Here is a 22960-nt window from a genome sequence, read left to right as displayed (position 1 = left end):
CCCCGGCGACGTCGCGAGGAGTCCATGGTGAACCAACCGCACCGAACGCGGGCCATGCCCGTCCCGTACGAAGGACTCCCCGGCGGCATCGGGGTCTCCCGGCTCAGCGTCTACGACTGGCCTGCCGTCGACGGCAGGCGCGGCGGAACTCCCCATCTGCACCTGACCTGTTCGGAGGGGTACGCGGTCACCGGCGGGAGCGGCGCCGTGCAGACCCTCACCGCGGACGGTTTCCAGGAGACCCCCCTCTCTCCCGGCGCCCTGGTGTGGTTCACCCCCGGCACCATCCACCGCCTGGTCAACGACGGCGGACTGACCATCGACGTCCTCATGCAGAACTGCGGACTCCCCGAGGCCGGCGACGCCGTCCTGACGCTGCCGCCGCCGCTGCTCGCCGCCCCGGAGACCTACCGCGCCGCCGTCGCCCTGCCCGCCGAAGGAAGCGACGCCGAGCTCGCCGCCGCGGCCCGGCACCGACGCGACCTGGCCGTCGAGGGGTTCACCGCGCTCGTCGAGGCGACCGAGGCGGGGGACCCGGAGCCGCTGACCGCCTTCCACCGCGCCGCCGTCGCCCTGGTCCGGCCGCTGGCGGCGGCCTGGCGGGAGCGCTGGCGTGCGGGTGCGGCCGCCGCCGCGGAGGCGACCGGCGCCCAGCTCGACCGGCTGGAGCGCGGCGACGCCGACTATCTCGCGCGGGCCACGGTGCGGGCCGAACAGCCCGCGGCCCGCGGCCGGTTCGGGATGTGCGGACGGCTGGACGTCTACGACGTGGCGTGAGTGGGCGCCGACCGCACGCCGTTGCCCCTTTCGGCGAGCCTGTGGAGCACGCGGGTGCGCAGCAGTTCGTACTCCTCGCGGCAGAAGCGGATCTCCGGCGGCCGGGTGACGGCGACGCCCTCGGTGAGGGACTCGCCCGGCAGGAACTGGTCGCCGGTCAGGTCGATGTCGAACCCCGAGTCCAGCCGGTTCCACCAGTGGTACCCCGTGCGTGCCCCGTCGACGTGGACCTCGGCGCATATCAGCTCGCCGCCCAGCAGGTCGTTCAGGACGAGCGCGGTGACGCCGCACTGGTCCCGCTCGGGGTTGCCCGGCAGCCAGGGCTCACCGGAGCGGGGATCGGCCGTGTCCGCACCCCAACTGTCCCGCAGCGCCGCCTCGATGTCGGTGAGTCGCAGTGGTGTCATGCCGGACACCCTCGCACCCGCCACTGACAATCACGCGTCGTCCTTGATGGCAGGCGCCCGTACCACCCCACGTACGACCGCTCCTTCGATCGCCTCCTCGTCGAACCCCCGGGCCGCGAGCACCTCCCGCGTGTCCGCCCCCGCGCCCCGCACCTCGGCCCGCACCTCGGCGGGTGTGCGGGACAGGGAGACGGGCGAGGCGAGACCGCGGTAGTCGCCGTCCTCGACGACGAGGCCGCGGTGGCGCACCTGGGGTGCGGTGAGCGCCTCGGCGACGTCGTGGACGGGCGAGGCCGGGATGCCGCGCGCCGTGAGGAGCGCGGTGAGCTCGGCGCGGGGGCGGACCGCGATGGCCTTCTCCAACTCGGCGCGCAGCTCCCGCTGGTGGCGCACGCGGTCCGGGTTGGTGCAAAAGCGCGGGTCCCTGGCCAGCTCGGGCACGTCGAGGACGTCCGTGAGCGCCCCGAACTGCCGGTCGTTGCCGACCGCGACGAAGAGCGGCCCGTCGGCCGCGTCGAAGGCGTCGTAGGGCGCGATGCTGGGGTGCGCGGAGCCGGTGCGGCGCGGCACGCCGCCGTCGGCGAGCCACGACGCGGAGTGCGGGTGGAGGAGGCTGATCACGGTGTCCAGGAGTGTGCAGTCGACGAGCTGGCCCTGTCCGGAGCGGTGGCGTTCGTGCAGGGCCAGCAGGATGCCGGAGAAGGCGAGGATGCCGGTGACCTGGTCGACGACCGGCACGCCGACACGCATCGCCGGTCCGTCCGTCTCGCCGTTGACGCTCATGAGGCCGCCGTAGGCCTGGAGGACCGCGTCGTAGCCGGGCCGGCCGCCGAGTGGTCCGTCGGTCCCGAAGCCGGTGATGCGGCAGTGGACGAGGGCGGGGAACCGGCGGCGCAACTCGTCGTCCGGGTAACCCCATTTGGCGAGGGTGCCCGCCTTGAAGTTCTCCACGAGCACGTCGGTGCCGAGCAGGAGCGTGTCGAGGATGTCGCGCCCCTCGGGCACGGACAGGTCGACGACGACGTTCTTCTTGCCGCGGTTGAGGTTCCGGTAGTAGGCGGAGGTGTCGGGCGCGACGAACGGCGGGCCCCAGCCGCGGGTTTCGTCCCCGGCGGGCGGTTCGACCTTGATGACGTCGGCCCCGTGGTCGGCGAGCAGCTGGGCGCAGTAGGGTCCGGCGAGGACGCGGGACAGGTCGAGCACCTTGACTCCGGCGAGGGCGCCGCCGTGCGTGCCGGGGGTGTGTGTCATCAGCTGCTCCCAGTTCGGTCGAGTTCACCTATTCGTATACGCGTGCGGCGTGGCGCGGACGGGATCGGCACAATGCACCCATGATCCCCACCGATTTCCGCACGGACCGGCTCGACCTCGTACCGCTGCGCGTCGAGCACGCCGACGAGATGGCCGCCGTGCTCGGCGACCCCGCGCTGCACACGTTCATCGGCGGCGCGCCCGACGACGTCGAGGCGCTGCGCGCCCGTTATCGCCGGATGCTCGCCGGTTCCCCCGATCCGGGCGTCTCCTGGTGCAACTGGGTGCTGCGGCTCCGTGCCGAGGACCGTCCGGGCCTGGTCGGGACGGTGCAGGCGACGGTCACTCCGGAGGGCCTCGCGGAGATCGCCTGGGTGGTCGGGACGCCGTGGCAGGGGCGCGGTTTCGCGTCGGAGGCGGCTCGTGGCCTCGTGGAGTGGCTGGCGCGACGGCACGTGCGTACAGTCGTCGCGCACGTCCATCCCGACCACGCGGCCTCCGCGGCCGTGGCGAGGTCGGCGGGGCTCGCCGCCACGGATGTGGTCCAGGACGGCGAGATCCGCTGGGAGGCGAGGCTCGGGGTCTGAGCCCCGGCCCCGCCCTTGTCAGCGGGCCCCGGCTCGGCTCAGTACGGCAGGTCGCCCGCGATCGCGACGCGCTCCGCGACCCTCCGGTGCGGGGCGTAGTCGTCGACGGCGTAGTGCTGCGTGGCGCGGTTGTCCCAGAAGGCGACGTCGCCCGCCTGCCAGTGGAACCGCACCTGGTACTCCGGCACATGGGCCTGCCGCACGAGGTAGCCGAGGAGCCGGTCGCTCTCCTCGCGTTCCATGCCGACGATGTGCGTGGTGAAGGACGTGTTCACGAAGAGCATGCGCCGCCCGGTCTCGGGGTGCGTGCGCACCACGGGGTGGGTGACGGGCGGGAAGCGGTCCTGGAGCGGGGCGAGCCGGTCCGGGCCGTAGAAACGGGCGAATCCGGGGATGAAGTCGTGCACGGCGCGGGCGCCGTCGATGCGCGCCTTCACGGTGTCGGGCAGGTTGTCGTACGCCGCCGCCATGTCCGCCCACATCGTGTCGCCGCCGAACGGCGGCACCTCGTGCAGCTGCAACACGGCGCCCAACGCGGGACGTTCGCGGAAGGTGACGTCCGCGTGCCAGACGTTCTCGTACGTGGGAGTGGCGCTGCCGCCCTTGTCGAAGCGGACGACGTCGTCGGCGGCGCCGCGGGCGAGCAGCGGATTGGTCTCCAGGTCGCCCCAGTTGAGGGCGAAGGCGCGCTGCTGCTCGGAGGTGATGCGGGCCCCGCGGAAGAACAGGACCTTCCACTCCAGCAGGGCGCGGTTGAGCTCCTCGCGCAGGGCCGCCGTCAGCGGGCGGGCCAGGTCGACGCCGCGGATCTCGGCGCCTATGACGCGGCCCTGGGGCACGACGTCGAGGAGTTCGTAGGGGCGCTCCTGCCAGTTCTCGGGCAGGCGGCGCAGGGTGCGGCGGCCCTCGTACATGCCGTCGGCGGGAACGCGCGCCTCACGCAGGGCCGCGGTGGTGCGGGGCTGGGGTACGACAGTCGTCGGGTCTGTAGTCATCGGGTCTGATCCTTCGGATACGGGAGCGGACGGGCAGGGTGGCGCGGAGCACGGCTCCGTACAGCTAGCGGCCCGATCGCTCGCACCCGCGCCGCCAAGGGACGTTGAACGTCCGTACGGCGGCGGTCAGGTGCTGGATCATGATCGTCATTGTGGGACGTGGGTCGCTCCGGGTCAACCTTCCGTTGCGGCTCGGACCGGCGGGTGTGCCCGGCTCCGGCCCAGGGCAGATGCGGGGCGAGCCCTGTGGTCTGCCTCACCCGCCGCACGTCCGGGCCCGCGCATGACGGATGATCGGGGCAGAGCCATCCGCACCACCGGATCCGTACCACCCAGAGAGGACCTCCCCATGGAAGACCGCTTCGACGTCGTCGTACTCGGAGCAGGACCCGGCGGCTATGTGGCCGCCATCCGCGCCGCCCAGCTGGGCAAGCGGGTCGCGGTCGTCGAGGAGAAGTACTGGGGCGGTGTCTGCCTCAACGTCGGCTGTATCCCGACGAAGGCCCTGCTGCGCAACGCCGAGCTGGCCCACCTCTTCACCCACGAGCAGAAGACGTACGGCATCAAGGTCGACGGGCAGGTCTCCTTCGACTACGGCGAGGCGTTCAGCCGCAGCCGCACGGTCGCGGACGGCCGGGTCAAGGGCGTCCACTTCCTGATGAAGAAGAACGGCATCACGGAGTTCGACGGCCGGGGCACGTTCCTGGACGCGAACACACTGCAGGTCGCGAAGTCGGACGGCACGACCGCCACGATCGGCTTCGAGAACTGCGTCATCGCCACGGGTGCCACGCCCCGGCTGCTTCCCGGCACGAGCCGCAGCGAGCGCGTGGTCACGTACGAGGAGCAGATCCTCGCCGACTCGCTGCCGCGCTCCATCGTGATCGCGGGCGCCGGCGCCATCGGCATCGAGTTCGCGTACGTCCTGCACAACTACGGCGTGAAGGTCACGATCGTCGAGTTCCTCGATCGGGTCGCGCCGCTGGAGGACGCGGACGTCTCCAAGGAGCTGGCGAAGCAGTACCGCAAGCTCGGCATCGACGTGCTGACCTCGACGCGCGTCGAGTCGATCGACGAGTCCGGCGAGCAGGTCCGCGTCACCGTCACGGGCAAGGACGGCAAGCAGCAGATCCTTGAGGCGGACAAGGTGCTCCAGGCGATCGGTTTCGCGCCGAACGTGTCGGGCTTCGGTCTGGAGGCGACGGGCGTGGCGCTCACCGAGCGCGGCGCGATCGAGGTCGACGGCCGCTGCCGCACGAACGTCCCGCACATCTACGCCATCGGCGACGTCACCGCGAAGCTGATGCTCGCGCACACCGCCGAGGCCATGGCTGTGGTGGCCGCGGAGACCCTCGCGGACGCCGAGACGATGGAACTCGACTACCCGATGATCCCGCGCGCCACGTACTCGCAGCCGCAGATCGCCAGCTTCGGCTGGACGGAGGCGCAGGCCAAGGAGAAGGGCTTCGACGTCAAGGTCGCCAAGTTCCCGTTCCAGGCCAACGGCAAGGCGCACGGTCTCGGTGACACCGTGGGCTTCGTGAAGATCATCAGCGACGACACGCACGGCGAGATCATCGGCGCCCACCTGATCGGCCCCGACGTCACCGAGCTGCTGCCCGAGCTCACTCTGGCCCAGCAGTGGGACCTCACCGTCCACGAGGTGGCGCGCAACGTCCATGCGCACCCGACCCTCGGCGAGGCCGTCAAGGAAGCCGTGCACGGCCTGGCCGGGCACATGATCAACTTCTGATCGGCCGGCGGCGCCACGGGCGCCCCAGCGTGCGCTCGAGTGGCCGGAAACGAGTCACACGAGTGGCGGGGGCGCCCGCTCCGGTTGATCCTGGGCGGAACACGACTGTTTGCCTCGGGGGCGAGGAGAGGCAGTAGCCGATGTTCTCTGGCCTGGGCCGATTCGTGGTGCGCCGCCCCTGGTGGATCATCGTGGCGTGGGTGATCGCGGCCGGTGCCGTGATCTCGCTGGCGCCGAAGCTCACTTCAAGCAGCGACGAGGCGAGTTTCCTTCCGGATCACTACGAGTCCATTCGCGCCGCCGACGTCCAGGAGAAGGACTTCCCCGAACAGCAGAACGTCGGCGCGATCATCGTCTTCCAGCGCTCCGACGGCGGGAAGCTGACGGCCGCCGACTCCGCCGACGTGGCGCGCGTCTCCAAGGACCTGCAGAACCGCAAGATCCCCGAGGTGCAGGCCGTCGTGCCGGGCGAGGTCTCGCCCAACAAACAGGTGCAGACCTCCGTCGTCGCCATGCCGAAGATCACCAACCCCGAGGACACCGCGCAGCAGGACGCCGTCAAGGATCTGCGGGACGGCCTCAAGCCGGAGTTGAAGGGCACGGACCTCTCCGCGGGGATCACCGGCTCCGCGGCGCAGGCCCTCGACGAGAGCGACGCGTCGAAGAAGGCGGGGCTGCTCGTCGGCGTCGGCACGATCGTGATCATCGTCGTGCTGCTGCTCGTGATCTTCCGCAGTCCCATCATCGCGCTGCTGCCCGTCGTCCTCATCGGGCTGATCTCGCCGATGGCGACCGGTCTGATCGCCTCCGCCAACAAGGCCTTCGACATGAAGGCCGACTCCTCCATCCAGGAGCTGCTGACCGTCGTCCTGTTCGGCGTCGGCACGGACTACATCCTGTTCCTGCTCTTCCGCTACCGGGAGGCCCTGCGCGCGGGCGAGGATCCCAAGAGCGGCATGGTGCACGCCGTGGAGCGGGTCGGCGAGGCGATCACGTCGGCGGCCGGCGCGGTCATCGTCGCCTTCGCCGCGCTGACGCTGTCCTCGCTCGGCATGCTGCGGTCGATGGGCCCCGCCCTGGCCATCGCGGTGTTCGTGACGCTCCTCGCCGGTCTCACCCTCGTCCCCGCCGTGGTGTCGCTCCTCGGCACGAAGGTCTTCTGGCCGTCGAAGTCCTGGCAGCGGGAGCCGCACGGCACGGGGTTCGCCAAGCTCGGCGCGTCCATCGCCCGCAAACCCGCCTTCTGGGCTCTGGTGTCCGCACTGTTCATGGGCGCCCTCACGCTCGGCGCGCTCGGCTACAAGGCCAACTTCGACCTGGCGGGGTCCTCACTGCCCAAGGACAAGGAGTCGATGGTCGCCCTGGACGACCTACAGAAGGGCTTCCCGGCCGGCAGCACCGACCCGACGTCGGTGTACCTCACCTCCACGAACGACGAGGCGGTCACCGAGGCGCGGGCCGCCGCCTTCCGCAAGCAGCTGGCCGACGTCTCCGGGGTGGGCGAGGTGGCGGCGCCGCGGCTGAGCCCGGACCGTACGACGGCCTCGTACTCCGTGATCCTCTCGGACCCGCCCGCCTCCGACAAGGCCCTGGAGACCGTCAAGGACCGGCTGCGCCCCGCCGCCCACGAGGACGCCCCCTCCGGCACCGAGGCGCTGGTCGGCGGCACCACGGCCGTGTACGTGGACATCAACAAGGCGGTCGACCGCGACTATTCGGTGGTCTTCCCGGTGGCCGCGCTCGCCATCATGGTGATCCTCGGGCTGCTGCTGCGCAGTCTGGTCGCGCCCTGGTACCTGATGCTGTCCGTCGCACTCGGCTTCGGCGCGACGCTCGGCGCGACCTCCCTGATCTTCCAGCAGATCGGCAGCCAGCCCGGCCTGATGTTCATGCTGCCCGTGATCATGTACTTGTTCGTGGTGGCGCTCGGCACGGACTACAACATCCTCATGGTGTCGCGACTGCGCGAGGAGGCCCGTGAGGGACGGTCCCCGCACGACGCGGCGGGCACGGCGGTGCGCCACTCGGGACCGACGATCGGCTCGGCCGGCGTGATCCTCGCGGGTACGTTCGCGACGCTGATGCTCGCGGGCAACTCGACGCTCTCCCAGATGGGTTTCTCGCTCTCCTTCGGCATCCTCATCGCCGCCTTCGTCATGGCGATGATCTTCACCCCGGCGCTGACGGCGCTCATCGGGCACGCGGCCTGGTGGCCGGGGCACGGGGACGAGCAGCGGGACAAGCGTGCCGGGGCGGCCCGGTCGTCGGACGAGGAGGCCTCCGGCAGCGGCGCGACGCGTTCCGGGTAGGCGCCCGGGAGTCGGGGCGTCCGGGTAGGCGCCCGGGAGTCGGGGCGTCAGGCGGTCTCCGTCGCCGACTCGGGCGACTGCGCCTCCGCCGTACGGAGCGACGCCTCCGGCGACCGGTCCCGCACGATCCCCGTCAGCGTCCCGCTCAGCGCCACGCACACCACGCCCGCGCCGACGGCCAGGCACACCTCGGCCACCCCGAACCCGGCCGCGGCCGCGGTGACGGCGGCCGCTCCGAGCGGACCGAGCGAGTAGTGCGTGGTCCAGAACGCGGCGGTGACCCGCCCGAGCAGGTGACCCGGCGTCACCTCCTGTCGCAGGGACATGGAGCAGATCCCGGCGACGCCGGTGGCCAGCAGCATGGCCGCCGAGAGCGCGCCGATCACCGGCACGCTCCCGGTCAGCCCGAGGCAGGCGACGGCGACACCGGCGAGCGTGACGGCGCCGATCCAACTCGGCCCGAACCCCAGGCCTTTGCGCAGACGCGCGACGAGGAAGGAGGCGAGGAACGTGCCGACGGTGCCCGCGCTCAGCACATAGCCCACCGTGCCGTCGCCGTGGCCCAGGTCCTCCTTGACACGGAAGATGATGACGTCGGTCATGCCGTGCGTGAGGAAGATGAACAGGGACAGCAGCACGGTGAGCGGGCGCAGCACGGGGTGCGCCCACAGGAAGCGGAAGCCGGCGAGGAACTCGTCGCGCACGCGCCCGCGTTCGGCGCCCCGTCCGGGGCCGCCCTGTCCTTCACTCCCGGCAGGCCGCGGGGTCGGCCGCAGCTGGACGAGGAGGAGCCCGGCGGCCGACACGGCGAACGTCACGGCGTCGATCCCTAGCGCGGCCACGGGGCCGAACGCCGCCGCGACGAGGCCCGCGAGGGCGGGCCCACCGACCGTCGCCACCGCGTAGGAGCCGTACAGGTGGGCGTTGGCCCTGATGATCTGGCCGGGCTCGACGATGGCGGGCACCACCGTCACGTACGTCACCTGGAAGAGCATCGCGAAGCCGCCGGTGAGCGGAACGACCGTGTAGATCAGCCACATCGGAGTGGCGAAGAGCCAGACCAGCGGGATGAGCCCGTACAGCAGGCAGCGCGCCATGTCGGAGAGCATCATGAGCCCGCGCCGGTCGAACCGGTCGGCGATCACACCGGCGAAGAGGCCCGTGACGATGGACGCGACGCCGGTCAGGCCGGTGACTAGGCCCATCTGGACGACCGATCCGGTGCTGTGCAGCACCAGCAACGGGATGGCCACGAACGAGAACGAGTCCCCGAGGGCGGAGAGCGTCTGGATGACGACGAAGATGCGGTAGTTGCGGTTGCTCCACAGCGAGGTGGTCGGCGCCGGGTCGGTCACGGCTGCCCGCCCGCGCGTTCCGCGGCCAGCGCCTCGGTGACGGCCCTGCGGCCCGCTTCGCGGAACACCCACTCGTTCGCGTCGACTTCGTGCACCCAGGCGCGGTGCACCCGCACGGTACGGGCCTCTCCTGCGAGCGCTTCCCGGACCCCCTCCTCCAGGGCCGTGGCGAGACTCGCGTCGAGGACGTCCGTGCCGAGGGAGTTGAGGAAGGCGTACGCGGCCGGCTCGCGTTCCAGGTCGAGGGTGACCCTGGCCCATCCGCCGCAGCCGGTCTGGTTTCCGGCGGTGGCGGTCCGCCGCACCGGAAGCTCGCGCCGCGCCAACTCGGCCGCCTGGGCCGCCAGTTCGTACTGGGTGCGCCAGTCGGTCTCGGGAAAGCTGAGGACGAGCCTGTCGACTCCTGCGCGTGCGAACTCGACGATCTTCTCGGCGGCTCGCTCCGGTGTGCCGTCGACCGGCATCGCGGACGCCCGTTCGGCGTCGATGCCGTAGCGGCGGAGCACCGTCGGGGCGGGCGGTTCGCGTCGCGCGCGCGTTCCGGGGGCGAGCAGGGTGGACGGGACGGCGACGCTCACCGCGGGCCGGACGACGCGGCCCGACTCGGCGCCCAGTCGCGCCAGGCGGGACAGCACGCGGGCGACGTACGCCGGAGAGGCGAGGTTCGGGAACCAGGCGCCGTGCCGGACCGCGCGCCGCAGGTCCGCGTCCGATTCGCCGCCGATGAGGAACGGCGGCCAGTTGACGCGCGGCCGCAGAGCGAGCCCGGCGGCGTCGCCGACCTCGGCCGGGACGGCGACGAGCAGGCTTCTGAGCTGTTCCAGCACCTGGTCCGTCCGCTCGTGCCGCTCTTCGTACGGCACGCCGGCCGCCGCCCACACGGGCGAGTCCGCCGACCCGCCGCGCCACTGCGCCCAGGCGCTCCCTCCGGTGTCGGCGCCGACCAACAGCCGCCCCTCGGAGAGGAATTGGAGGCTCTGGAGCTGCTGGGCGAGGTGGGCGACGGGGTGGACGGGGACCGTCAGGACTCCGTAGCCGACCTTGACGCGGGTGGTGGCCGCCGCGGCCATGGCGAGGGTGACCGTCGGGTCCAGCATGGGCACGCACCCCGTCAGATGGCCGCCGGCCCACACGGACTCGAACCCGAGCTCCTCCGCCCTGCGGGCCGCGGCGACGGACTCCCCCGCCTGCCCCTGCCCTTCCGCAGACAGCAACGGCAGGAACACCCCGATGTCGATGGCCACTGTCTCCCCCATTCCGATGCAGAGGGTGCACGTTAGCGCGAGTTGCCTTTTCGTGAAAAGTGTGAGCACAGCAAGCACCCCCACCGTCCTTTCCATTGCTCACAGCCGCAGCGAAAATGCAAGTGGAATCCATAAAGTCATCAAAAGTCGGCAGCCTAGGAAAGGGAGCGAAAAGTCAAGCCGTTCGACAGATGTGCCGAGATTTGTTTTTCACGGCCCCGACCAGCGGTTTTGGGGTGTTAGTGTTTTTACTCGTCCCGAGCCGGGCCGCATGTGAACCGGCGCACCGCTCGGATTGCGCTACGGCGCACCGCCCCTTCGCGGCGGCCGCCGTCGCCCTTCACACCGGAATGGAATAAGGCCTCCCAGGTCTGAATGCCGTTCCGGCGGAATGTGTCCACGTCTCGCCCTGGAGATCCTTCATGTCTGCTGACAGCACGGCTGTCACCACGCCCTCGCCCGCGGCCACCGCCGCCGCGCCGCCCGGCGGCCGGCATCTCGGCCTTGCCCTGTTCGTCATCGCCGCGGCCCAGCTCATGGTGGTGCTCGACGGCACCATCACCAACATCGCGCTGCCGAGCATCCAGACCGCGCTCGACGTGTCCGACGCGAATCTCGCCTGGATCGTCAACTCCTATGCGCTGGCCTTCGGCGGTCTTCTGCTGCTCGGCGGCCGGGCCGGTGACCTCTTCGGCCGCAGGCTGATGTTCCAGGTGGGCATCGCCCTGTTCACGCTGGCCTCCCTGCTCGGCGGGCTCGCCCCGAACGAGGGCCTGCTCATCGGCGCGCGCGTCCTCCAGGGCGTCGGCGCGGCCGTCGCCGCGCCCAGCGCGCTCTCCCTGATCGCCACGACGTTCCCCGAGGGCAAGCCGCGCAACAAGGCGATGGGGGTCTACGCCGCCATGGCGGGCATCGGCGCCACGGTCGGTCTGCTGCTCGGCGGCGTCCTCACCGACGCCCTGGACTGGCGGTGGGTGTTCTTCGTGAACATCCCCATCGGCCTGGCCGTGCTGGCCGGGACGAAGACGCTCGTCGAGGCGGAGCGCCACCCCGGGCGGCTCGACCTGCCGGGCACCGTCACCGGCACGGGCGGCCTGATCGCCCTGGTCTACGGCATCACCCGCGGCGGCGAACACGGCTGGACCGACGCCCTGACCCTGTCCTGCTTCGCCGTCGCCGCCGTGCTGCTCGCCGCCTTCCTCGTCATCCAGAGCCGGACGGCGAACCCGATGATGCCGCTGCGGCTCTTCAAGGACCGCAACCGCTCCGGGTCGTTCGCCACGATGCTGTTCATCGGTGCGGGAATGATCGCCACCTTCTACTTCCTCACCCTCTACATGCAGCTGATCCTCGGCTACAGCGCGGTGCGGACGGGCTTCGCCAACCTGCCGTTCAGCCTGGGCATGGGGGTCGCCGCCGCGCTCAGCGCCAAGCTGGTGACGCGGCTCGCGCCGCGCGCCATCGCCGGACCGGGACTGCTCGTCGCGGCGGGCGGCATGTTCTGGTTCGCCACCCTGACGCCGGACTCGTCGTACACCGGGCACCTGATGCCCGCGATGTTCGTCACCGCCCTCGGTCTGGGCCTGGGCTTCGTCCCGATGACGCTGGGCGCGGTCAGCGGCGTCGAGCACCAGGACACGGGCATCGCCTCCGCGCTCCTGAACACCGCCCAGCAGATCGGCGGCGCCCTGGGCCTCGCCGTCCTCGCGACCGTCTCCACCTCGGCGGCCGACGACCGGCTGCCCGACGCGGCTGCCTCCCTCTACCGCGGCCTGGCCACGAAGGACCACGGCCTGGTGGCCGAGGCGGCCGACGCCCTGACCCACGGCTACACGCTGGCCTTCGTCGGCGCGGGCGTCATGTTCCTGGCCGGTCTCGCCGTCACCGCGCTGGCCGTCAACGCCCGCAAGCAGGAGACGGGCGAGGGCGCGGCGCCGGTGCACATGGGCTGACCCCGCTGCGGGATCCGCCGCGGAACACAGCCCGCCGGTAAAATTCTTTCCGCGAGGTGTCGAGAACGCGTCGCGTGCGCCGACGTCCCCTGTGAGAGTCGCCCGCGAGGGGTGACCGCGCAGCCGAGGAGCGAAGTCATGAAGTATCTGGTGATGGTCCAGGGTTCGCAGGCCGACTACGAAGCGATGTCCGGCAAGCCGTCCGAGTCCAGCCCGACCTGGAGCGAGAAGGAACTGCAGGCGATGTTCGCCTTCATGGGCGAGCTCAACAACGACCTCGCCGAATCCGGTGAGCTCGTCGACGCGCAGGGCCTCACCGAGCCCTCGCAGACCCGGTTCGTCAGCCGGGACAAGGACGGACGCCCCGTGATCACGGACGGTCCCTACGGCGAGACGAAGGAGGTTCTCGCCGGGTACTGGGTGCTCGACTGCGAGAGCCTGGAGCGGGTCACCGAGATCGCCCTGCGCATCAGCGAGTGCCCGGGCCCGGAGGGACTCGTGGAGCCGCCAGTGGTGATCCGCCCCATCGCGGACGCCTCGGGGGGCGAGTGCTGAGACGCACCGGGCACGCCGTGAGACGTACGAGCGCGCCGTGAGACCCACGACCGGGACCGAGGACCTGCTGCGCCTGCACGCGCCGCAGGTCCTCGGCGCGCTCGTCCGCCGGTACGGGCACTTCGGCGCCGCCGAGGACGCCGTACAGGAAGCGCTCCTCGCGGCCGCGCGGCAGTGGCCCGACCAGGGCGTGCCGGAGAATCCACGCGGCTGGCTGATCAAGGTCGCCTCGCGGCGCCTCATGGACCAGCTGCGCGCCGACGACGCACGGCGGCGGCGCGAGGAGGACGCGGCGCGGCTGACCCCGCGGGACGCGTTCACCGCTCCCCCGCCTGGTGAGAGCCGCGCCCCCGCGGACGACGACACCCTCACGCTGCTGTTCCTGTGCTGTCGTCCCGAGCTGACTGCCGCGGCCCAGGTCGCCCTGACACTGCGCGCCGTCGGCGGCCTGACCACGGCCGAGATCGCCCGCGCGCACCTGGTGCCGGAGGCGACCATGGCGCAGCGGATCAGCCGCGCGAAGGCGAAGATCAAGGGGGCGCCCTTCCGGCAGCCCGGCCCCGCGGACCGCGACGCGCGGCTCGCCGTCGTCCTCCAGGTCCTCTACCTGATCTTCAACGAGGGCTATACGGCCACCTCCGGCGACGCCCTGCACCGAGCGGACCTCGCCCGCGAGGCGATCCGTCTCACGCGTTCGGTACGCCGCCTCCTGCCCCGCGAGGGACCGGTGACGGGCCTGCTGGCGCTGATGCTGCTCACCGAGGCGCGCAGCGCCGCGCGGACCGGGCCGCACGGCGAACTGATCCCCCTCGAAGAGCAGGACCGCGCTCTCTGGGACCGGCGGGCGATCGCCGAGGGCACGGCACTGGTCGTGGAGGCTCTGGGCCAAGGGCCGCCCGGGGCCTACCAGTTGCAGGCGGCCATCGCTGCCCTGCACGACGAGGCGGCCGACGCGGACGCCACCGACTGGCCGCAGATCCTCGCCCTGTACGACGTTCTCGTACGCCTCGCCCCCGAGCCCATGGCCGAGCTGGGCCGTGCCGTCGCCTACGCGATGGTCCACGGGCCGCGGGCCGGCCTCCAGGAACTGAAGTCGTTCGAGGACGCGTTGAGGGGCCACTACCGTCTCGAGGCCGTCCGCGCCCACCTTCTGGAGAGGGCCGGAGACGCCGAAGGCGCCCGGGCCGCCTACCGGTCGGCGGCCCGTGGCACCCTCAGCCACCCCGAGGCCCACTACCTTCAGACACGCGCCGCCAGACTGGCGCCCTGAACCGGCACCTGCCCGGGCGGTGCGCAGTGGTCGGCGACGGTGTCGGCGAAGGCACGCGCCAGCGGGCTCAGCGCGTCCCATCGGCGCACCGCCCACCCCACCGGCAGCGGCGGCAGCTCCGGCACCGGCACGAGACGCAGGCCCGGAGGCCCGCACGCACGCCAGCCCGGCAGCAGCGGCACGACGGCCCGGCCGAGCCCCAGCTCCGCGAGGAGGACGGCGGTGTCCCAGTCGGCGACGCTGGTGACCGTCCGCAGCGCCACGTCCAGCTCGCCGAGCCGCGCATCGAGGCGGGCACGGGATGTCGACCCGTTCGGTGGCGTGATCAGCTGGCCCTCGGCCAGTTCGGCGGGCTCGACGCGCGGCCGCCCGGCGAGCGGGTCGTCGGCGCGTACGGCGAGGACCCAGGGCAGTTCCACGGCGGGCCGCTGCTCGATGCCGCGCACGGGCTCCCCGACGGTGATCCACGCGAGGTCGAGGTCGTCGGCGGCGAGCGCGTCGAAACAGCCGCGGCTGGAGCTCGTGGTCCGGAACTCCAGGCCGACGCGCGGGTAGCGGTCCCGGAAGTCGACGACGGCCTCGGCCATGAAGTGCCGCACGGAGGTGGCCCCGGTGGTGATCCGCACCGTCCCGCCCTCACCGCGCACCTGCTCCCTGAGGCGGCGCACGGCGAGATCGATGCCGCCGATCCCGTCCGAGGCGGCGGCCCGCAGGGTCCGCCCGGCCGAGGTGGGCACGACACCCCGCGCCCGCCGCTCGAGAAGACTCACACCGAGCTCCCGCTCCAGGCGTTTGACGTGCTGGCTCACGGCGGACTGCGTACAGGACAGCTCACGGGCGACGGCACTGAGGCTGCCCGCGCGGCACACGGCGATGAAGATCCGAAGGTCGTCGAGGGTCACAGCGGATGAAGTTATCCCTTGGGGGGATACAAGGAAACCCGAGGATTGACTGGGGTTTTGACCGTGCACCAAGATCGATGAAGGCCCGGGCGGCGACCCGGCGACGGGCGTCGACCCGGGGGCCACGGCCACGCGTCGAAAGCATGTGGAACAACGGCAACACCGGGCTTCGGGACGTGCGGAAGTTCGGGAACTTCGGGAACTTCGGGAAAGGTGACGCGTGGAAGCGCTCGAAATGCTGGCCGTAGGGGCCGCCGGTATCGCGGCCGGCGGGCTCAACGCGGTGGTCGGGTCCGGCACCCTCATCACCTTCCCCACGCTGCTGGCCTTCGGCTTCCCGCCGGTGCTCGCCAACGTGTCGAACAACCTCGGCCTCGTGCCGGGCACCCTGAGCGCCGCGTACGGCTACCGCCGGGAGATGAAGGGCCAGTTCAGGCGACTGGTGCGGTTCGGCACGGCCTCGCTCATCGGGGGCCTGATCGGCGCGCTGCTCCTCCTGGAGCTCCCCGACGACGCCTTCCAGGCGGTGGTCCCCGCGCTCATCCTGAGCGCCTGCCTCCTGGTGCTGCTCCAGCCGTGGCTCGTCCGCAGGCTCCGGAACCGCGAGGACGGCGGCAAGACGGACGGCGGCATCCCGATGTGGTGCGGAGTCCTCGCCACCGGCGTCTACGGCGGCTACTTCGGGGCGGCACAGGGGGTGCTGCTCATGGCCCTGTTCGGCACGTTCCTCCTGGACGACCTGCAACGGCTGAATGCCGCGAAGAACGTGCTCGCGTCGATCGTCAACGGCGTCGCCGCCGTCGTCTTCATCGTGGTCGCGGACGTCGACTGGACGGCGGCCGGGCTGATCGCCGCCGGTTCGACGGTGGGCGGCCTGGTGGGCGCGCGCTACGGGCGCAGGCTGCCGCCGCTGGCGATGCGCACCTTCATCGTGGTCGTGGGAACCACGGCTTCGATCATCATGCTCGTCCGGTGAGGGACGGAGGGCGGGTCGTCCGGACGCCGTCGGCACCCATACCGAGTGCCGCAGCTCACACGGATCGGGCCCTCACCTCGGAACTCCACCGCATGGTTTATCGTTGAACATGATGTGGCCCCGACCGCGATTCCCCCGTCCGGTCGGGGTCACATCCATTTCACGCCGCCTTCATGTGTGCGTCTTCCCCGGTTTTCACGCCTTCGAGGTCGAATATGCCAACCTCAGCGCGTCACATACGCCCGGGCGGCATCATGCGTCCATGGACGGTGCCAAGCCTGTGCAGGTCTTGTTCACGCCCGACGAGTACGCAGCGATCCTGCGCCATGCCGACCGGCTCGGGGTGCCGGTGGACGAGTTCATCCGCCGCGCGGTGACCGTCGGAACCGAGGAGTCGTCCGGCCCGAGCCAGACGTCCGACACCCGGCGCGGGGCCTGTGTCCCGCCCGTCCAGCGGGGCCTCGGCCCGGACGGGACACCGGCGCTCCGACGGTTCCTCGACACCCTCGCCGCCTCGGCGGACACCGAGGACCAGCAGGGCCGGTGACCGGGGAGAGCGACGCGCGGGTCAGGTCAGGTCAGGTCAGGTCAGGTCAGGTCAGAACGATCTCCGGGCGGTACATGTCCAGCCAGAGCGCCAGGTCGAGCGTCCGTTCCAGGCCGCGCCGCGAGGCCTGGGTGATCTGCGGCGCCTCGCGCCCGGCGGCCCGCGCGGCCTGCTCCCGGTCCACCAGGTCGAAGACGGGGTGCCCGGGCCGCGCGAGCAGATCCTTGACGTGCCCCTGGAGCGCGACGGCGTACTTCGGGTCCTGCGTGGAGGGGTACGGGCTCTTCACCCGGTCGTACACCGACCGCGGCAGCACGTCGGCGGTCGCCTCGCGCAGCAGGCTCTTCTCCCTGCCGTCGAAGGACTTCAGCGCCCAGGGCGCGTTGTAGACGTACTCCACGAGCCGGTGGTCGCAGAACGGCACGCGCACCTCCAGGCCGACGGCCATGCTGGCGCGGTCCTTGCGGTCGAGCAGGACGCGGACGAACCGGGTCAGGTGCAGATACGAGATCTTCCGCATCCGGAACTCGAAGTCGCTCTCGCCCTCCAGGCGGCGGATGCCGGTGACGGCTCCCGCGTAGCTCTCCTTGACGAAGGCGGGCAGATCGAGCGCGGCGGTCAGGTCGGGGCGCAGGATGCCGGCGTCGTCCCCGAAGTGGTCGGCGAACCGGACCAGCCAGGGGAAGGTGTCGGCCGTGCGCGCCGTCTCGTCGAAGAACTGCAGGTAGCCGCCGAAGACCTCGTCCGCGGACTCCCCGGACAGCGCCACCGTGGAGTGCTCGCGGATGGCGCGGAAGAGGAGGTAGAGGGAGGCGTCCATGTCGCCGAAGCCCATGGGGATGTCCCGCGCGCGGATCATCTCGGCGCGCACGTCCGGGTCGGCGAGGGCGTGGGAGTCCAGGACGATGTCGCGGTGATCGGTGCCGGCCGACTTGGCGACGTCGTGGACGTAGGGGGTGTCGGGGGTGCCGCGCAGTTCGTCGGCGACGAAGTTGTCGGCCTGACCGACGAAGTCGACGGCGAAACTGCGGACCGTCTCGCCCGCCTCGGCCAGTTGGCGGGCGGCGATCGCCGTCATCGCCGAGGAGTCGAGGCCGCCGGAGAGCAGCGTGCAGCGCGGCACGTCCGAGACGAGCTGACGGCGCACGATGTCGTCGAGGAGCCCGCGGACCTTCGCGACGGTGGCGTCGCGGTCGTCGGTGTGCGGGCGTGTCTCCAGGGACCAGTACACGTGGCGGCGCAGACCGGAGCGGTCCACCGTGACGACGGTGCCGGGCTCGACCTCGCTCATGCCGTCCCACACGGCGTGACCGGGCGTCTTGACCAGGGCGAACACTTCCCGGAGCCCGTCCAGGGCGACCCGGCGCCGGGCGAGCGGGTTGGCGAGGATCGCCTTGGGCTCGGAACCGAACAGGACGCCGTCGGCCGTCTCGTAGTAATAGAAGGGCTTGATGCCCATGCGGTCGCGGATCATGACGAGCTTGTCGTGCCGGGCGTCCCAGATCGCGAAGGCGTACATGCCGTTGAGCCGCTCGGCGAGGGCCTCGCCCCATTCGAGATAGCCGCGCAGGACGACCTCGGTGTCGGACTCGGTGGTGAAACGGTGGCCGCGTCCCGCCAGTTCGCGGCGGAGCTCGGTGAAGTTGTACGTCTCGCCGGAGTAGACGAGCGCGACGGCGCCCTGCGGTGTCTCGACGGCCATGGGCTGGCGTCCGCCGGGCAGGTCGATGATCGCGAGCCGTCGGTGTCCGAGTCCGGCGGGACCGTGGGTCCAGGTGCCGCGGTCGTCGGGGCCGCGGCACGACATCGTCTCCGTCATGGCGTCCAGGGTGGTGGACTCGGCCGTCAGATCACGGTCGAAGGAGACCCAGCCGGTGATGCCGCACATGCGCTTTCCTTCCGCTCGCCAACTAGGTGTAACTAGCACCTATGCGTGCAGCGTGCTCCTGCGTTTGCGTACGGTCAACGCCCCCTGCGGGCGGCACACTTCACTCACCCCGGCGATTTCGGCCGCGCTTTACCGGCAGCAGAGCCGTGACTCGTGTCAGTGCGAGCCTCCACCCCGCCCCACACCGGGGCCTCCCCCATGGGGAGTGCCGCCGGAAGGAATCATTCCGGCCACGGGCAAAGACTTGTCAACGATGCCCGGACGCCCGCGCCGCAGCGGCGTCCAGCAGCGCCTCGGCGTCACCGCGCGCCTGATCGATGGCGCCCGGGAACACGCGCAGGCCATGGGCGACGAGCGCACCCTCGTGCAGCAGCATGAGCGTGCGCCCGAGCCGCGCGGCCGCCGCCCCGGACGACGCGACACCCCCGGCGAGGTCGGTGAACAGCCCGAGCATCCAGGCCTTCTGACCGGCGATGATCGAGTACGCGGGGTGGGCGGGGTCACTGATCTCGGCGTGCGCGTTGACCATGCTGCACCCCTTGGCCAGATGCCCCTCGACCCCGTCGACCCCCTCGGCCCAGCCGCGCAGGGCGTCGAAGACGGCGAGAATCCGGGCACGGGGCGTCTCCGCGGCCTCGACGTACGGGGCGAGGAAGGCCCGCCAGCGTTCGTCGCGGTCGGCCAGGTACTCCACGACGATCTGCTCCTTCGAGCCGAAGCGGTCGTAGAGGGTCTTCTTCGTGACCCCGGCCTCGACGGCGATCAGGTCCACGCCGACGGCATGGATGCCGCGCTCGTAGAAGAGGCGCCCGGCGGCACCGAGGGCGCGGCGGGCAGCCGGCGTCATGACGATGCGGTGCGGCGCCGCGGCGGCGGCGCCGTCTTCGGTATTCGGCGTGTGGTCACCCATGCACCCCATGGTAGACCGACCGGTATACCTGGCGCCTATACCGATCTGTATACTCCATCGGAGAGGTAGACAGATTGGTTTACTCACCCACGACGGGCTGCCGTGCCGCATCGGAGGCCCGGGACGGGAGAACCCCATGAACTTCCTGCTGTCGACCGCCTTCGTGCTGACCTGGAGCTCCGGGTTCATCGGCGCCAAGCTGGGCGCGGGCAGCGCGTCCGCCGTGACGGTGCTGATGTGGCGCTTCCTGCCGTTGGCCGTTGTCCTGGGGCTGGCCGCCCTGCTGCTGTCCCGAGCGGCGTGGCGTGGCCTGACGGCGTGCGACGTCGGACGGCAGGCGGCCGTCGGCGCGCTGTCGCAGAGCGGCTATCTCCTCACCGTGTACCTGGCGATCCAACTCGGCGTCTCCAGCGGTACGACCGCCCTGATCGACGGCACCCAGCCCCTGGTCGCGGGCGCCCTCGCCGGACCGCTGCTCGGGCAGTACGTCTCGCGCACGCAGTGGACCGGTCTCGGCCTCGGTGTGGCCGGGGTCGTCATCGTCACCGCCGCCGACTTCTCGCAGGGCGGCGCCACCCCTGCCTGGGCCTATCTCGTACCGTTCCTCGGCATGCTCTCGCTGGTGGCGGCGACGTTCCTCGACCGGCGTGCGCCCCGCCCGGTCGCCCCTTCGGTGGCCATGACCGTCCACTGCGCCACCAGCGCCGTCGTCTTCACGGGCCTCGCGCTGGCGTCCGGCGCCGCGACGCCGCCGGCCGAGGCGTCGTTCTGGGGTGCGATCGCGTGGCTGGTCGCGCTCTCTACGTTCGGCGGGTACGGCCTGTACTGGCTCATCCTGCGGCGCTCCGGGGTCACGCAGGTCAACACGCTGATGTTCCTCATGGCGCCCGTGACCGCACTGTGGGGCGCGCTGATGTTCGGCGAGCCCTTCGGGCCGCAGACCGTGGCGGGACTGGCGGTCGGGCTCGCGGCGGTGGTGGTCGTACGGCGAGGGGGACGGGCAGCCCGCGCGGGACAGGAAGCGGGACGGGAAGCGCGGAACTCGGCGCCGCACGCCGCTCCGACCCCCTCCCCGGGGAGGGGGCTCAGCGAGGAGGAGTCAGCAGCGCCTGCACCCCGGGTGCGTACCGGTCGGTGATCTCGTCGATCTCCGTGGCACGCAGGTGCGGGCCCCGGGCGATGCCGTACATCACGCCGAGGCCGAGCAGCATGCCCACGGCGAGCTCGGCCCGCAGCCCCGCGTCCGGCCCCGACAGCCGCTCGCTCAGCCGCTGGGCCACCTGTGCGCGGAAGTTGGCGCGCAGGATGTCGCCCTGCTCTCCGTGGAGCGGGGCGAAGACGATGCGCAGGATCGGATCGGCGCCGCGCTCGGCCTGGCCGGTGAGCAGGTGCCGGACCATGTGGCGGGCGAGGTCGTCGACGGGGGCGTCGAGGAACGTGTCGGCGTCGGCCTCGAACGACATGACCTGACCGAACAGGGCGTCCTTGTTCCCGAAGTACTTCAGGATCAACGGGGCGCTGACGCCGGCCCGGTCGGCCACGGCCTTGAGGGTGATGTCCCCGTGCGCGTGCCGGGCGAGCAGGTACCGGGCAGCACGGATGATGGCCCCCTTGCTCGCCTCGGCGTCCCGGCGCCCGACGGACGCAACGTGCTCGGGCCGCTCGCGAGGGCTGGCGGTGTCCCGGGGGGTGTCGGTCGCCGGGGACGCGTCCTCCGCCCGGCCGTCGGCCTCGTCGTCCAGCCGTCCGTCCGTCTCCGTGCGAACCTCCCCCATGGTCAGCTTCCTTCCAGAGCGGATTCCTGTGCGGGTCCCTCGCGGCCTGCACGCCTCTGGCCGTTCCGTGGGGCCTCGGCCGTGTCCGAGGGTATGGCCAGGGCCAGGCCGCAGGCGATGAGCGCCACCGTACCGGCCAGGGTGAAGGCGAGTTGGTAGCCGTCGAGCGTGGGGAACTCCGTACCTCCGGCGGACGCGGTGTGCCGGACGAGCACCGCGGCGACCGCCGCGCTCGAAACGCTCTGACCGATCGTCCGCATCAGGACGTTCACACCGTTCGCCGACGCGGTCTGCTCGACCGGCACCGCCCGCAGGATCAGCGTGGGCAGTGCCGAGTACGCGAAGGTCGTCCCGGTCGAGACGATCGCGGCGCCCAGCACGATCACCCACAACTCCCGGCTGTCCACGATGCGTACGGCATAGCCGAGCGCCATGACCGCGCCGCCGAGGGCGAGGGTCACCCGGGGGCCCCGCGCCGTGGAGACGCGGGCCGAGAGCGGCGAGAGGGCCAGCATGACGACCCCGTTGGGGAGCAGGCACAGGCCGGTCGCCACGATCGACAGCTCCAGGCCGTAGCCGCTCACGGCGGGCGCCTGCACCAGCTGCGCGGTCACCAACGAGTTGGCGTAGAAGGCGAATCCGGCGAGCAGCGCGGTCAGGTGCGGCAGGGCGACGCGTCGCCCCGCGGCCAGGCGCAGGTCCACCAGTGGCTGCTTCGCGCGCAGCTGCATCCGCCACCAGAGGGACAGGACGACGACCGCGGCCGCGAAGAGTCCGAGGACGGGGCCACTCCCCCACCCCCACTGGCCGCCCTGCGAGACCGCGAGCAGCAGACAGACGAGCCCGGCCGCGAGGCCGACCGCGCCCCACGTGTCGAACCGCCCCGGGGAGCGCACCGGGGACTCCCGCACGGCCCACCGGGCGAGCAGCAGCCCTGCCGTGCTCAGCGCGGCCGTCGCCCAGAACATGGCGTGCCAGTCGGCGTACTGCACGATGAGCGCGGCCAGCGGCAGCCCGAGCGCGGCGCCGATGCCGACCGTGGAGCTCATCAGGGCGACGGCGGAAGCGGTGCGCCGGGGCGGGAGTTCGTCGCGCAGGATGCTGATGGACAGCGGCACCACCGAGGCGGACGCGCCCTGCAGGGCGCGCGCCGCGATCAGCTGCCGGATGTCGGACGTGAGCGCGCAGAGCACCGATCCCCCGGCCATGAGGCCGAGGGCGAGCAGCAGGACGCGGCGCTTCCCGTACATGTCGCCGGCCCGGCCGAGCACGGGGGTGAGGACCGCGCCGGCGAGGAGGGTCGCCGTGACCAGCCAGGACACGGCTCCGGGTGAACTGTCCGTCAGGCGGGGCAGATCGGGGAGCAGGGGGACGACGACGGTCTGCGTGACGGCCATGAGGATGCCGCCGAAGGCGAGCACGGGGACCGTCAGCCGGGCGCGCAGCCCTCCCCCGTCGCCGGGTGCCGGAACCGACGCCATGACATCTCCCCCGGGATGCGGTGAAT

General features: G+C 71.7%; 20 protein-coding genes. 10 read left to right on the top strand and 10 right to left on the bottom strand.

Features of this window, described 5'->3' with window-relative positions; all coding sequences use genetic code 11:
* Window positions 1-24 precede the first annotated feature (24 nt).
* Window positions 25-777, top strand: coding sequence for a cupin domain-containing protein (locus tag DEJ48_RS37620; protein WP_223832349.1), 753 nt, complete (start codon window positions 25-27; stop codon window positions 775-777).
* Here DEJ48_RS37620 and DEJ48_RS37615 read toward each other — a convergent pair.
* Together DEJ48_RS37615 and DEJ48_RS37610 are read right to left on the bottom strand one after the other, a co-directional pair.
* Window positions 762-1184 (bottom strand): hypothetical protein, encoded by a 423-nt coding sequence (locus DEJ48_RS37615; protein ID WP_150220576.1) that lies wholly within the window; start codon window positions 1182-1184, stop codon window positions 762-764. The two genes, DEJ48_RS37620 and DEJ48_RS37615, sit on opposite strands and share 16 nt — an antisense overlap.
* A gap of 30 nt (window positions 1185-1214) precedes the next feature.
* Window positions 1215-2435 carry a CaiB/BaiF CoA transferase family protein gene (locus DEJ48_RS37610; protein WP_150220575.1) on the bottom strand — a complete coding sequence of 407 codons (1221 nt, stop codon included), beginning with the start codon at window positions 2433-2435 and terminating at the stop codon, window positions 1215-1217.
* An 80-nt stretch (window positions 2436-2515) separates the two neighbouring features.
* Here DEJ48_RS37610 and DEJ48_RS37605 point away from each other — a divergent pair, with 80 nt between their 5' ends.
* Window positions 2516-3022 (top strand): GNAT family N-acetyltransferase, encoded by a 507-nt coding sequence (locus DEJ48_RS37605; protein ID WP_150220574.1) that lies wholly within the window; start codon window positions 2516-2518, stop codon window positions 3020-3022.
* Window positions 3023-3060: 38 nt separating this feature from the next.
* Here DEJ48_RS37605 and DEJ48_RS37600 read toward each other — a convergent pair whose 3' ends face one another.
* A complete protein-coding gene (locus DEJ48_RS37600) occupies window positions 3061-3936 on the bottom strand; it encodes a TauD/TfdA dioxygenase family protein (protein ID WP_150221626.1) in 876 nt (291 codons plus the stop codon).
* Between the two features lie 430 nt (window positions 3937-4366).
* Between DEJ48_RS37600 and lpdA the strand changes: the two genes are divergently transcribed.
* Entirely contained in the window at window positions 4367-5770 is a 1404-nt protein-coding gene (lpdA, locus tag DEJ48_RS37595; RefSeq protein WP_150220573.1) for a dihydrolipoyl dehydrogenase, read from the top strand.
* A gap of 140 nt (window positions 5771-5910) precedes the next feature.
* The gene (locus tag DEJ48_RS37590; protein WP_150220572.1) at window positions 5911-8079 is read left to right on the top strand and encodes an MMPL family transporter; all 2169 of its coding nucleotides are present in this window, start codon (window positions 5911-5913) and stop codon (window positions 8077-8079) included.
* Window positions 8080-8126: 47 nt separating this feature from the next.
* Here DEJ48_RS37590 and DEJ48_RS37585 read toward each other — a convergent pair whose 3' ends face one another.
* Window positions 8127-9434 carry an MFS transporter gene (locus DEJ48_RS37585; protein WP_223832348.1) on the bottom strand — a complete coding sequence of 436 codons (1308 nt, stop codon included), beginning with the start codon at window positions 9432-9434 and terminating at the stop codon, window positions 8127-8129.
* The gene (locus DEJ48_RS40610) at window positions 9431-10690 is read right to left on the bottom strand and encodes an LLM class flavin-dependent oxidoreductase (RefSeq protein ID WP_223832347.1); all 1260 of its coding nucleotides are present in this window, start codon (window positions 10688-10690) and stop codon (window positions 9431-9433) included. The genes DEJ48_RS37585 and DEJ48_RS40610 overlap by 4 nt, the downstream gene beginning before the upstream one ends.
* A gap of 410 nt (window positions 10691-11100) precedes the next feature.
* Here DEJ48_RS40610 and DEJ48_RS37575 point away from each other — a divergent pair, with 410 nt between their 5' ends.
* The 3 genes from DEJ48_RS37575 (at window position 11101) to DEJ48_RS37565 (ending at window position 14455) form a co-directional block, all read left to right on the top strand.
* Window positions 11101-12630 carry an MFS transporter gene (locus tag DEJ48_RS37575; protein ID WP_150220569.1) on the top strand — a complete coding sequence of 510 codons (1530 nt, stop codon included), beginning with the start codon at window positions 11101-11103 and terminating at the stop codon, window positions 12628-12630.
* Window positions 12631-12768: 138 nt separating this feature from the next.
* Window positions 12769-13185: a YciI family protein gene (locus DEJ48_RS37570; protein ID WP_150220568.1), complete on the top strand. Its 417-nt coding sequence runs from the start codon at window positions 12769-12771 to the stop codon at window positions 13183-13185.
* A 37-nt stretch (window positions 13186-13222) separates the two neighbouring features.
* Window positions 13223-14455 (top strand): RNA polymerase sigma factor, encoded by a 1233-nt coding sequence (locus DEJ48_RS37565; protein ID WP_150220567.1) that lies wholly within the window; start codon window positions 13223-13225, stop codon window positions 14453-14455.
* Here the strand turns inward: DEJ48_RS37565 and DEJ48_RS37560 are convergent.
* On the bottom strand, window positions 14425-15357 hold the full coding sequence (locus DEJ48_RS37560; protein WP_150220566.1) for a LysR family transcriptional regulator: 933 nt from the start codon (window positions 15355-15357) through the stop codon (window positions 14425-14427). The genes DEJ48_RS37565 and DEJ48_RS37560 overlap by 31 nt on opposite strands.
* A 220-nt stretch (window positions 15358-15577) precedes the next feature.
* Here DEJ48_RS37560 and DEJ48_RS37555 point away from each other — a divergent pair, with 220 nt between their 5' ends.
* Both DEJ48_RS37555 and DEJ48_RS37550 read left to right on the top strand, forming a co-directional pair.
* Window positions 15578-16333, top strand: coding sequence for a sulfite exporter TauE/SafE family protein (locus tag DEJ48_RS37555; RefSeq protein ID WP_150220565.1), 756 nt, complete (start codon window positions 15578-15580; stop codon window positions 16331-16333).
* A gap of 262 nt (window positions 16334-16595) precedes the next feature.
* Window positions 16596-16880, top strand: a complete 285-nt coding sequence (locus DEJ48_RS37550; protein ID WP_150220564.1) for a hypothetical protein — start codon at window positions 16596-16598, stop codon at window positions 16878-16880.
* Between the two features lie 46 nt (window positions 16881-16926).
* Here the strand turns inward: DEJ48_RS37550 and asnB are convergent, their stop codons facing one another.
* Window positions 16927-18768, bottom strand: coding sequence for an asparagine synthase (glutamine-hydrolyzing) (gene asnB / locus DEJ48_RS37545; RefSeq protein WP_150220563.1), 1842 nt, complete (start codon window positions 18766-18768; stop codon window positions 16927-16929).
* A gap of 247 nt (window positions 18769-19015) precedes the next feature.
* A complete protein-coding gene (locus DEJ48_RS37540) occupies window positions 19016-19615 on the bottom strand; it encodes a TetR/AcrR family transcriptional regulator (RefSeq protein ID WP_150221625.1) in 600 nt (199 codons plus the stop codon).
* 199 nt (window positions 19616-19814) lie between these two features.
* Here DEJ48_RS37540 and DEJ48_RS37535 point away from each other — a divergent pair, with 199 nt between their 5' ends.
* Complete coding sequence (locus DEJ48_RS37535) at window positions 19815-20816, top strand: DMT family transporter (protein WP_150220562.1); 1002 nt, start codon at window positions 19815-19817, stop codon at window positions 20814-20816.
* Here DEJ48_RS37535 and DEJ48_RS37530 read toward each other — a convergent pair.
* Both DEJ48_RS37530 and DEJ48_RS37525 read right to left on the bottom strand, forming a co-directional pair.
* On the bottom strand, window positions 20764-21453 hold the full coding sequence (locus DEJ48_RS37530) for a TetR family transcriptional regulator (protein ID WP_150220561.1): 690 nt from the start codon (window positions 21451-21453) through the stop codon (window positions 20764-20766). The genes DEJ48_RS37535 and DEJ48_RS37530 overlap by 53 nt on opposite strands.
* A 2-nt stretch (window positions 21454-21455) precedes the next feature.
* Window positions 21456-22934, bottom strand: coding sequence for an MFS transporter (locus DEJ48_RS37525; RefSeq protein ID WP_150220560.1), 1479 nt, complete (start codon window positions 22932-22934; stop codon window positions 21456-21458).
* Between the last annotated feature and the right edge of the window lie 26 nt (window positions 22935-22960).

Origin of the sequence: Streptomyces venezuelae (assembly GCF_008642315.1) — a bacterium.
Taxonomy (GTDB): Bacteria; Actinomycetota; Actinomycetes; order Streptomycetales; family Streptomycetaceae; genus Streptomyces; species Streptomyces venezuelae_D.
This window is presented reverse-complemented; position numbering and strand designations above follow the sequence as displayed.

Bases quoted from the DNA above. Each gene is read 5' to 3' on its own strand.
- DEJ48_RS37620 (WP_223832349.1), top strand. From the start codon at position 25: ATGGTGAACCAACCGCACCGAACGCGGGCCATGCCCGTCCCGTACGAA.
- DEJ48_RS37615 (WP_150220576.1), bottom strand. From the start codon at position 1,184: ATGACACCACTGCGACTCACCGACATCGAGGCGGCGCTGCGGGACAGT.
- DEJ48_RS37610 (WP_150220575.1), bottom strand. From the start codon at position 2,435: ATGACACACACCCCCGGCACGCACGGCGGCGCCCTCGCCGGAGTCAAG.
- DEJ48_RS37605 (WP_150220574.1), top strand. From the start codon at position 2,516: ATGATCCCCACCGATTTCCGCACGGACCGGCTCGACCTCGTACCGCTG.
- DEJ48_RS37600 (WP_150221626.1), bottom strand. From the start codon at position 3,936: ATGTACGAGGGCCGCCGCACCCTGCGCCGCCTGCCCGAGAACTGGCAG.
- lpdA (WP_150220573.1), top strand. From the start codon at position 4,367: ATGGAAGACCGCTTCGACGTCGTCGTACTCGGAGCAGGACCCGGCGGC.
- DEJ48_RS37590 (WP_150220572.1), top strand. From the start codon at position 5,911: ATGTTCTCTGGCCTGGGCCGATTCGTGGTGCGCCGCCCCTGGTGGATC.
- DEJ48_RS40610 (WP_223832347.1), bottom strand. From the start codon at position 10,690: ATGGGGGAGACAGTGGCCATCGACATCGGGGTGTTCCTGCCGTTGCTG.
- DEJ48_RS37575 (WP_150220569.1), top strand. From the start codon at position 11,101: ATGTCTGCTGACAGCACGGCTGTCACCACGCCCTCGCCCGCGGCCACC.
- DEJ48_RS37570 (WP_150220568.1), top strand. From the start codon at position 12,769: ATGAAGTATCTGGTGATGGTCCAGGGTTCGCAGGCCGACTACGAAGCG.
- DEJ48_RS37550 (WP_150220564.1), top strand. From the start codon at position 16,596: ATGGACGGTGCCAAGCCTGTGCAGGTCTTGTTCACGCCCGACGAGTAC.
- asnB (WP_150220563.1), bottom strand. From the start codon at position 18,768: ATGTGCGGCATCACCGGCTGGGTCTCCTTCGACCGTGATCTGACGGCC.
- DEJ48_RS37540 (WP_150221625.1), bottom strand. From the start codon at position 19,615: ATGACGCCGGCTGCCCGCCGCGCCCTCGGTGCCGCCGGGCGCCTCTTC.
- DEJ48_RS37535 (WP_150220562.1), top strand. From the start codon at position 19,815: ATGAACTTCCTGCTGTCGACCGCCTTCGTGCTGACCTGGAGCTCCGGG.
- DEJ48_RS37530 (WP_150220561.1), bottom strand. From the start codon at position 21,453: ATGGGGGAGGTTCGCACGGAGACGGACGGACGGCTGGACGACGAGGCC.
- DEJ48_RS37525 (WP_150220560.1), bottom strand. From the start codon at position 22,934: ATGGCGTCGGTTCCGGCACCCGGCGACGGGGGAGGGCTGCGCGCCCGG.